1 pseudogene is annotated in these 560 nt (G+C 61.6%); it reads right to left on the bottom strand.

Annotation, left to right across the window (positions count from 1 at the left end):
* Nucleotides 1–74: 74 nt before the first annotated feature.
* A pseudogene (locus tag EOA60_RS38040) lies at nt 75–560 on the bottom strand (hypothetical protein); the annotation flags it as partial.

Raw genomic sequence — 560 nt, 5'->3', positions numbered from 1 at the left:
ACATCATCTCGGTCGATAACTGGCGCGAGGCGGCGCCGAGGATTGCGGGCGCGCTCGGGCTATAATTCAGGCGCTCAGGGCTGCAGCTTCGCTCCAGCCCCGCCATTGTCGCCGCCGTCCGAATCGGCCCCGCCGGTTGAATTGTCCGTTCCGTTCGCGCCGTCATCGCCGCTCGAATTGTCGTCCTGCCCCGCGCTGTCGTCCTGGACTTTATCCGGGCCCTTCAGCATGGCGCCGTTGACGACGATGGACCCATCGGCCTTGGTGTTGATCACCCACTCCAGGCGACCGTCAGGCAGTGTCTTGCCAAAACCCTTGACGGCAAGCGCGAACGGGAAGGCCTGCACCATTTGCTCATCGCTCTTTGCCGCTTCCTTCAGGGCATCGACGATCCTGTCGTAGCCGGCGACGTCGATGGTCACGCTCCCATCGGCTTTCTTGCTATCCGGGAAATACACCTCGCCTTCCATGGCGACTTCGATACCGCCATTCTTCACTGTCGAGTGCCCGAACACGATCTTGGGCTTCTTGGCCTTGAAATCCTCGACCAAAGCCTTGCC

The organism is Mesorhizobium sp. M1A.F.Ca.IN.020.06.1.1, from assembly GCF_004023265.1.
Lineage (GTDB): Bacteria > Pseudomonadota > Alphaproteobacteria > Rhizobiales > Rhizobiaceae > Mesorhizobium.
The sequence above is the reverse complement of the archived record's forward strand: the minus strand, read 5'-3'. Positions and strand labels throughout refer to the sequence as shown.